The organism is Johannesbaptistia floridana (assembly GCF_057440575.1).
Genome location: NZ_JALKVM010000261.1, coordinates 1 through 10,277, shown reverse-complemented (window position 1 = coordinate 10,277; position 10,277 = coordinate 1). Strand labels below are relative to the sequence as shown.

Below are 10,277 nucleotides of genomic sequence, written 5' to 3'. Positions count from 1 at the left end.
TCTCTTGGCGCTCTCCGCTTTCGCTGGCAATTTTGAGTAAGTTTATTGCACCCCTAAATGTAGTATATTAAAAATAATAGAACAAGAAAAAGAGCGATCGCCATGAGCGTATTCTTAATGTTGGGTTTCGTTAATTATAAGGCTCCAAGAGACGCAAACGGCGCTTTTAACATTATGTTAAAGGCTTTGTCGGCAAAGACCTTCACTGTAACTAGTGATGCTATACTATTGACTGACAAGAGCGAGTAATAGCCAGATTTGTCAAGGTTAAATGTTGCACTTGATATCATTTATCTAAGATAAAGACTTATAGCTCTAAATAATGAAAAATATATCTATCTGTGTAACCCTAGGAACTCGTCCCGAAGCAATTAAACTAGCACCAGTAATCAAAAAACTGCGATCGCACCCCAAGATAACAACTCATTTAGTGTTAACAGGACAACACAAAGAAATGGTATCCCAGGTAATGGAGTTATTTGAGTTAGAAGCAGAATATAACCTAGAAATTATGCAGGCTAAACAAACACTAACAGAAATTACCTGGCGCAGTTTACAGGGATTAGAAGCAATCTTTAATCAAATTAAACCCCAACTACTAATAGTCCAAGGAGACACTAGTACAGCCTTCGCCGCCGCCTTAGCAGGATTTTATCAAAAAATAGCGATCGCCCACGTAGAAGCAGGATTACGTACCAATGACCTATTTAACCCCTATCCAGAAGAAGCTAATCGTCGGCTGATCTCACAAATAGCACAATTACACTTTGCCCCAACTTCTGCTGCTGTAGATAACTTAAAAAAATCTGGAGTAACAGGAGAGATTCATCAAACCGGAAATACAGTAATTGATGCTTTACTAGCAGTAGCTGCCAAATCCCCCCCTTGTGATATACCTGGTTTAGATTGGCAACAGTACAAAGTTTTACTAACTACTGTACACAGACGAGAGAATTGGGGATTACCATTACAGCAGATTATTCAAGCCTTGAATTCAATTTTAGCCAAACACCAAGATACAGCTCTATTACTACCATTACATCGCAATCCTACCGTTAGAGAACCCCTCCAGAAGGCTTTTGCCGAACATCCCCGTGTTTACCTGTGTGAACCTCTAGACTACAGTAAATTAGTTGGGGCTATTCAACGCTGTTATTTTCTCTTAACCGATTCAGGAGGATTACAAGAAGAAGCCCCCAGTCTAGGAAAACCAGTATTAGTTCTACGAGAGACCACAGAAAGACCAGAAGCAATTACCGCAGGTACAGCTAAATTAGTAGGAACTAATCCAGAAGCAATTGTTGCTGCCGCTAGTAACCTATTAACCAACGAAGAAGCATATAAAAAAATGGCAACAGCAGTTAATCCCTTTGGGGATGGATTAGCAGCAAAGAGAATAATTAATTTGATTGAAAAATATTTTCAGGATTCCTCTTGTCTATAAGATTTTTGCTGCCATTGTACCAAAAACAAGAGAAGGGCTAAACAAAAATAGGCGATCGCCCATTCGCCTCCAGTTCCCCAACCTAAGTTTAAAACTGTATCCGCAGGAGTCCACCGATAGGCATGTATTAACCCAAACCAAGAAAGTAAAGCTGCCCCCAAACACCATAACGCGGCCCGTCCAAATTGACCTTCAATAATTTCTACAGTCAAAGCTGCTAAAATCATCGCGCTAAAAATCAAACCCTGTTCCAAAGCAAAAGCACCACCAATATATAAATCATTTTGAGCAAAACTAGCTAATAAATCAGAACTAAAGGGTTTTCCCGCCAGACGCAGGGCATTTTTAGCAATCAAAGCACCCCAAGCCGCAATTCCTGGTAATAAACCCACCACCACTGCGGGAGCATGATCTCTGGGGGTACTATTAAATGCTTGGGTAACAATTACAATTCCAATCCACAGTAAGATAGCCATGCCACTATCTATCGGAATCAAAAAAGCCAAAATCCCCACCATTCCCAATACACAAAACAACCCCATAACTACCCCATTCAGCCAAGAATAACCAATTCTCGCCCCCAAATTTTTCCAGCCAGGATGTCCAATATAAATAGTTGTGGGGAAACAAGAACCAAACATCGCAGCAGCAATTGTACCAATTCCATTAGCAGCTAAACAGGGAGTAACTGGATAGGAATCTCCGGCCGCTTCTGCACTTTCGATGTTTTGCAAACTTCCCACCAAGTTAAATAAACCCATAGGGAGAATAATATTGAGATAGCGTAGCAAAATCTCTTTATTTGTCCACAACTCAGCTAATTGTAGTTGAGGCAGATAGAAGCCTAGGGAATTTACAGCCATCTCCCACTGATTCTGATTCCAAGTGGATAAACCTGTCATCCAAGCCAGAATTGTTCCTATGGCTAAAGCTGAAAAGCCCCCTGGTAAACTAAGATGAGTTCCCGGAAGCTTTAAATTAACTTTACCAAAATAGGTAATAAAAATTATTCCTAAGGGCACAATTCCTACTAAAGGATGGGCATAGGTACGTAAAAAAAAGCCCATAGCAATAAAAGTCAAAGCAATACCCCCTAGGGTAGAGAGTAAGGCGGCACGGGGTGTAAATCTCCGTAAATAATCAGCAATCCATGCCCCCCCTAATTCAATTAAACCTGAACCCAAACAAGCTATTAAACCCGCCTGCCAAGCTAGTTTTGCTGCCTCCTCCGTTGATACCCCTTGACTTAAAGCTTCTAAACGCACGGGTAGCATGACTAAAAAAATATAGGCAAATAAACTAATTGTATTAATACCATAGGGCAAGGCAGTTAAATCATCTCTTTGTTGTTTTTTTCCCTGTTGATAAGTTAGCCAACTATAGTAAAAATTACCGAAAATCAGACTAACGGCAACACTAGGTAAAATTCGACCGTAAATCAAATCATTGGGGAATTCTAATACTTGTTGACATAAAACCACCAAGACTAATATTTGAATTAAGTTATTTAAGGCTAGGCCAAAAAAACCATCTAAATCTTGACGGACAAACCAACGAGGAGTAGTACTCATATCTAATCTTTTCCTAATTCTTGAGAACGAGTTTTAGCCGCTTTTACCGCTTCAATTAAAGCACTGCGAAAACCTAACTTTTCTAATTCTGCTACCCCAGCAATTGTCGTGCCTCCTGGACTAGTAACACGATCTTTTAATTCAGCCGGATGTAGCTGTTGTTCTTCAATTAATTTAGCTGTACCAATTATCGTTTGTAAAGCCAGTTGAGAGGCGATCGCCCTCGGTAACCCCACAGCTACACCCCCATCAGTTAATGCTTCTATCATCAAAGCCACATAGGCAGGACCAGATCCTGAAAGTCCCGTTACACCATCCATGAGATATTCTGCCACCTCCACCACTTTACCCACAGCGGTAAATATTTTTTTAGCTGTGGTTATTTGTTCAGTGGTAACTAATTTACCCGGTGCGATCGCTGTTATTCCTTCTCCGATGGTTGCTGGCGTATTTGGCATAGTGCGAATAACTGGATAATCTGGTAAAGCTTTCTCTAATTTTTCTAAACTCATCCCCGCTAGTATAGAAATTACTAGAGGTTTTGTCTTACTATCTTGATTTAAATTCAGCTGAGAAACTACCTGATGAAAAATTTGCGGTTTAATTGCTAGTAAGACTATTTCCCCCTCTTCCCAGGCTTGTTGATTATCTGCTGTTACTTTTACTTGATATTTCTCTGTCAACAAGTTACGTCTTTGTAGCGAAGGTTCGCTGATTAGAACTGCTGTTGCTGTATAAATATTTTTACTCAATAAACGTGAGAGAATGGCTTCAGCCATTACCCCTCCCCCTATTATACTCAATTCAATTGTCATAGTTAGCTTAGGTTACAACTATCCGTTTCTCCTAGATTAACTCGAATTTGATCCTTTATTTTATTTAAGAATGCCAATTTCAATGGTGTCGGAGAATGCCGTTTACTCAGACCCTCGCATCTTTACTTAATGTTACTGGTGGTGGATGAATTATGAGTTTTGAAGTCTTTACGTCTTTAAGTAATGAGTTTTGAAGTAAGAAGTTTTGAAGTAAGGAGTAAGGAGTAATGAGTTTTGAAGTCTTTACGTCTTTAAGTTTTGAAGTCTTGAAGTTTTGAAGTTATGAGTAATGAGTTAAATTTGATTGATTGATGTTCTTTTTTTAAATGACTTAAACAACTTTTTTCCAAAGCCCATTCAAAACCCTCTCTTGAAATATCAATTGCTAGAATGCGTTTCTGACCGCCATCTTTTTGACCCCAACCAGAACGATACATCATCCAAAGGAATGAAGGTTTAATCCAAGTCATACGGTTCATTTTAAATGGAGGAGACACAAAAGTTCCGTTTTTAATTGCTGAGTCTGCAATAGCATTATTGTAAGCTTGATATACACGAATAACTTTATCGTCATAATTTGCTCTAATTTGTCGAGTAGGTATTTGTTTTTCCATAATCAAAGCAGAAAAGTAATAATTGATACAACTACAAAAAATAACAAAAGATTTCATTAAATTTTAAAATAACCTCAGCAAAGGTTCTGTTTTTAAGGCTTCTATCGATTTTCATGTGTAGCCATAATTTTAAGAGTTAAACTCTAAAACATAATCTATAGAAAGATTTGAGAGGTTTTCTGAAAATGTCAGATACTTTTGGACCCCTAGGCAAAAAAAATTTTTACTTGTATACTTGACTGTTGAACACAAATGTTAAGTATATTTACCATGACTCAGAATATAGGACAACAACCTAGTGCCCAAGAACAAGAAATGATTGAACTGATTAACAGGATGCGGCAGAATCCTCAATCAGAATATAATCTACTGGTTAATTCGTCGGATCCTAATGTCAATTCGGCTATTAGTTATTTTGATGTAGATACAAAAGTACTCAAACAACAGTGGAATTCTCTTAAATCGGTTGCCCCCTTAGCTTGGTCTCCTAAATTATATGAAGCCGCTATTGATCATAACAAATATATGATTAAAAAAGATGAGCAAACTCATGATGGTTGGTCGGATCGTATTAAAAGTACTGGTTACGACGCTAAAAATATGAGCCAAAATGTCTATGCTTGGAGTGAATCAGTATTTTATGGTCATGCGGGCTTTAGCATTGATTGGGGCTTTACTCCAACAGGTATCCAAAAAGGTGCTGGTCATCGCCAGGCCATTATGAACGGAGCATATCGAGAAATTGGAGTGGCGATCGCCAAGGAAAATAACAGTAAAACTGCGATTGGCCCCATGATTATTACTCAGAATTTCGGTACTAGAAGAGATTTTGGCGATCCTTGGTTATTAGGAGTTGTCTATGATGATGACAAAGTAGATGATGATTTTTATACTGCAGGAGAAGGATTAGGGGGAGTTAAAATCACTGCCAAAGGTCAAAATGGAACTTTTGAAACTATTTCCTGGAACTCTGGTGGCTATCAAATGCAATTAGACCAAGGGAGCTATGTATTGACATTTTCTGATCCTAAAAACAGATTTACTGATTATTCCACAAATATTAAAATAGGTTCAGAGAATTTTAAACAAGATTTAGCTATTGATGATATGCCCGCAGGCATAAAAACAAGTAATTTATCTCTCAGGCCAAAAACCGAAAATAACAACCCACCTTCAGCAAGCAAAAGCAGAAACAATTTTTCTGATGAGCTAATTCCGAGTATTTCTATAAATGATATATCTCTTAGAGAAGGGAATAAAGGTCAAAAAAATGCTCAATTTGTGATTACCTTAGATCAAAAGGTTAATCAAGTAGTAACCGTAGACTATCGAAGCCAGAATCGTACAGCTAAAATCAATCAAGATTTTTTAATGACAAAGGGTACTCTGACCTTTAAGCCTAATCAAAAGAGACTGAGAGTATCTGTACCTGTTTTTGGTGATTTAAATCACGAATCTAACGAAATCTTTGTGGTTAAGCTATTTAAAGCTAAAAATGCTAGACTAGGCGATGCTATTGGTACGGCAACTATTCTAAACGATGACAAAAAGAATCAAGGTAAAACAATAAATGCTAGTGCTGCTGTCACATACCCTGAAGGTAATAACAATAAAAAAGTGAATAATACTAGTACTAACCAAAAGGATTTTCTTTTAGGTACTAATCGTAGAGATGTTCTTTTAGGCTTAAATGGCAATGATAAAATTGATGGTGGAAAAGGTAACGATATCATTATTGGTGGTTTAGGTAGAGATAAAGTTACTGGTGGTCCAGGTAGAGATAACTTTCAATTCAATTCTTTTAAAGAAGGAGTTGATATAATTACTGATTTTTCAAGTATACAAGACCAAATTGTTATCGATTCTGATGGATTTAGCAAGGACTTAACTAAGGGTAGATTAAAACCCGAGCAGTTTTCTTTAGGTTCAAGACCTTCTGATCTTGATGATCGCTTTATCTATAATCAAACTAAAGGACTATTGTTATTCGATGCTAATGGGATAGACCCAAAAGGCTCCACCCTCATTGCTCGTCTGCCTCAAAACACCGACTTGACCCATCAAGATATAACCATAATTTAAATATTCCTAATTATAAACCTAATAGCATAAAATGTTATGGAAAAACAATATTATACAGCATAGTGCTTATCAACAATTGCGATCGCATAGCACCATTTATTCCAGTGTTCTCAGTAAGGATAATCATTCACAATCCCTTTATCCATTGAGATACTAAGGGCGATATCGTGCCAGATCTCGCTCCGTTGGCGAGTGCGCCTGTCCCATCTATTTCTTATTAATCTAATATATTTTTAAATTCTTCCCACAGTGTAGAGTCTACTTCTTTATATTCATAAATAGATCCATCATCAAATTCTAACCTTAGAGATTCACAATCTGGTTGATAATCTACATTGGCTAAATTAGCTTGATCATTTTCTCTAGATTCATAATAATATTCTGTTTCAGAGTAATCGTACTCATATTCACTACTATCTAACTCCTCAGGATGAGGATCTGGTACTATTGATAAACTCTCAGATATCTTAACTTCTACATTTCTTTGATATTCGTAAATTAAACCATTATTTCTCGTAACTTCTACTTCTTGACTCTGCGCCTGATACTCTCCCTGGGTGTAGTAACTATACTGGGGTTCTGATTTTTCTGCCACAGGATAAATCTCTTGATATTTTTGTTCTGGATTTACTATTTCGTCTAACTCCTGTAATCCTTCATAAGCTTCTATCGGCGCAGGTATTTCTATATATTCTAACTCTTCTCCTTGGGTGACTAATAAGCCTAAATTTTCTTGATCGTGTCCAATAGCGGCGATCGCACTTAAATTTACTTTGTTTAAATCCATCTTCCTCATTTCTTTTTCTTACTCTTCTCTACCATTCTACTTGATTTTTCAGTCAACTAAGATACAATCTTTCTTATAAAACCTTTACTTGATTTTTCACATAACTTAATAACTATATGTTATTTTTAGGTTATGGTATAATTAGTAACATTTAATGGATATGGATTATGTGTAAGCAAAATATTCTCTTAATTGATCACAGTGTTGCTGATTATCAAAGTCTCCTCAATGGTTTAACTAGTAATATAGAAGTTGTGATCATTCCTCCTCAAGTAGATGGCGTAGAGTACATAAGTAAAAAATTACTTAAAACAGTTAAAAATCTTTATATAGTAGCTCATGGCAGTCCAGGATGTCTTAATTTAGGCAAAAATCAACTTAATTTAAGCAATATAGAAAGATACGCTGCTTATTTGCAAAAGTGGCAAGTAGAAAACATCCTGATTTATGGATGTAGGGTTGGAAAGGGTGATGCCGGGGCAGAATTTATGGATAAATTATCTAACTATACTGATGCCAAGATTGCCGCTTCAAGTCAAGATGTAGGAAAAATTTGGGAATTAGATGTAACTAGGGGTGAAGTTAAAAAAGATTTAATTTTTAGCCAAGAAGCAACAGAAGCATATTCAGGAATTTTAGCGACTTTTACGGTTACTAATACCAATGATAATGGAGAAGGCTCTTTGAGAGCCGGGATAGAAGCAGCTAATGAGGAGGATGGAAGGGATGAAATTGAATTTGATGAGACTTTAACGGGAGCAACAATTAAACTAACATCTGATGAATTATTAATAATAAGTGATGATTTAACAATTAATGGCTTAGGAGCAGAAAAATTAACAATAGATGCTCAAAGAAACTCAGGTATATTTATAGTAGACAATGCCTATTACATCTACGATCAAGATTATTCTCAGATTGAAGTTACCATTAGTGGTTTAACCCTCACCGGAGGCGAAAAACGTGCAGCAATACAAAACAGAGAAATTTTAACAGTTAATAATAGCATTATTACCGGCAATAATAATGGTGGAATTTTCAATGATGGGGATACTAAAGGCTATAGTGGAGAAACAGGTAAAGACGGTGTATTAACTATTAATAATAGCATTATTTCTGATAATACTAATAAATATAGCTTTGCCAAAGGAGGGGGAATATATAATAGTGGCAGACTAGTTATTAATAAAAGTACTATTAAAGATAATAAATCGGAGAGAGGTGCAGGTATTTTTAATGCTAGTGGTGGCCAGGATAGTAGTATGGGAGGTTCTTCCTCAGCAGGAAGAACCGTTATTAATAATAGTACTATTTCTGGGAATGAAGCAAATATAGGTGGTGGAATTTATAATCAGGCTATTATTCAAGATTTCTATTATGCTGGCAACACTGGCTATCCAGGTAAATTAACTATTAATAATAGTACTATTTCAGGAAATAGTGCTAAAGATGGTGGAGGTATTTATAATGGCGCAGCGCTAAACATTAATAATAGTACTATTACTTTAAATCAGGGAACTGGCTTAACTCAATATGGATATCTAGATTGGTATAGGGGTCAAGATATAAAAATAGCTAATACAATTATTTCTGGAAATACTGGAAATCTAGATGTTATCCCTAAAAATCAAAGGGAAATAAGTTTAGGTGGTAATTTAATTGGAAATAGTGATAGAGATATTTTTAATCAACAGGGAGATAAAACTGGAATTACAGATCCAGGTTTAGAAGCTTTAGCAGATAATGGTGGCCCAACTCTAACCCATTTACCTCAAGAAAATAGCCCAGTTATTGATGGAGGAATTAATGAGCAAGTAGATGATAGTTTCACATCAGATCAAAGAGGAGTTCCTCGTATTGTTAATAATATTGTTGATATTGGCGCCGTAGAAATACAGGAAATAACCAATCCTAATTCTCCCAATAATATCGATGGTACTAATAATTCTGAATCATTACAAGGTTCAGAAAACCGCGATCTGATCAGAGGTTTTAGGGGAGATGATCAAATTCTGGGTTTAGGAAATGATGATACCCTCGATGGTGGTTTAAATGATGATACCCTATGGGGAGGCGAGGGGAATGATCATCTGATCGGCAAAAATGGGGATGATCTTTTATATGGTGGTCAAGGAAACGATATTATGAGAGGTGGTGATGGTAATGACTATTACATAGTTGACTCTTTGGGGGATCAGACTATCAATGAAAAAGCTAATAGTGCCATTAATGGGATTGATACAGTAGCAAGTTATGTTAATTGGGCCTTGTCTACCAATAGTAAGAATATTGAAAATCTGCGCTTGAGGGGAGATCGCTTTCTAGCAGGTATTGGTAATTTACTCGATAATGAAATTATCGGTAACAATGGCAAAAACCGTATAAGTGGAGGAAGAGGAAACGATTTTCTAGATGGTAGGAGAAAAGAAGATCGTTTATTGGGTAATGATGGTAATGATACCCTAATAGGGGGAACGGGAGATGATGTACTTGAAGGTGGAACAGGAGGAGACCGTTTTGTTTTCAATAGTGTTAATCATGGAGTAGATACTATTGTTGATTTTAGTAGCGATGAGGATCTAATTGTTGTTTCCCAAAGCAGTTTTGGTGATTCTTTAGAACTTGGGTTGCTTGATAGTAGTTATCTAGTAACAATACCTGATTTAAATCAGCTTGATCCTAATTTTGATGTAGGTTTTGTTTATGTTAAAAATGAGGGCAGTTTATCTTATATAAATCGCTCTAATGATATTGACCTAACTGAGATTGCTATATTATTAGAACAACCTAATTTGAGTTCTAATGATATTGAGGTTTTTTAGCTTAAATCAAAACCAAGTCCCGCATCTCTATCTTTAGATGAGCGCGGGATGAATTTTACCAGTCTTGAGTTGTTCACAGGTTTCAGTTATACCGCTTCTAAAAATCTACTCAAATTTACTCAAACAGCAAAATAAGACAGAA

General features: G+C 36.5%; 7 protein-coding genes. 3 read left to right on the top strand and 4 right to left on the bottom strand.

Annotation, left to right across the window (positions count from 1 at the left end; genetic code table 11):
- Window positions 1-322: 322 nt before the first annotated feature.
- A complete protein-coding gene (wecB, locus tag MW688_RS16320) occupies window positions 323-1,444 on the top strand; it encodes a non-hydrolyzing UDP-N-acetylglucosamine 2-epimerase (protein ID WP_486737072.1) in 1,122 nt (373 codons plus the stop codon).
- On the opposite strand, the gene MW688_RS16315 is transcribed toward wecB, so the two are convergent.
- From MW688_RS16315 to MW688_RS16305, 3 genes are all read right to left on the bottom strand, one after another.
- Window positions 1,423-3,015, bottom strand: a complete 1,593-nt coding sequence (locus MW688_RS16315; protein ID WP_486737071.1) for a hypothetical protein — start codon at window positions 3,013-3,015, stop codon at window positions 1,423-1,425. The two genes, wecB and MW688_RS16315, sit on opposite strands and share 22 nt — an antisense overlap.
- Window positions 3,016-3,017: 2 nt before the next feature.
- Entirely contained in the window at window positions 3,018-3,830 is an 813-nt protein-coding gene (proC, locus tag MW688_RS16310) for a pyrroline-5-carboxylate reductase (protein WP_486737070.1), read from the bottom strand.
- A gap of 251 nt (window positions 3,831-4,081) precedes the next feature.
- Complete coding sequence (locus MW688_RS16305) at window positions 4,082-4,501, bottom strand: DUF4291 family protein (protein ID WP_486737069.1); 420 nt, start codon at window positions 4,499-4,501, stop codon at window positions 4,082-4,084.
- A gap of 213 nt (window positions 4,502-4,714) precedes the next feature.
- Here MW688_RS16305 and MW688_RS16300 point away from each other — a divergent pair, with 213 nt between their 5' ends.
- Window positions 4,715-6,526, top strand: a complete 1,812-nt coding sequence (locus MW688_RS16300; protein ID WP_486737068.1) for a Calx-beta domain-containing protein — start codon at window positions 4,715-4,717, stop codon at window positions 6,524-6,526.
- A 217-nt stretch (window positions 6,527-6,743) separates the two neighbouring features.
- Here the strand turns inward: MW688_RS16300 and MW688_RS16295 are convergent, their stop codons facing one another.
- Window positions 6,744-7,313 (bottom strand): KTSC domain-containing protein, encoded by a 570-nt coding sequence (locus MW688_RS16295; protein ID WP_486737067.1) that lies wholly within the window; start codon window positions 7,311-7,313, stop codon window positions 6,744-6,746.
- Window positions 7,314-7,480: 167 nt separating this feature from the next.
- Between MW688_RS16295 and MW688_RS16290 the strand changes: the two genes are divergently transcribed.
- Entirely contained in the window at window positions 7,481-10,135 is a 2,655-nt protein-coding gene (locus tag MW688_RS16290) for a DUF4347 domain-containing protein (protein ID WP_486737066.1), read from the top strand.
- Window positions 10,136-10,277: the final 142 nt, after the last annotated feature.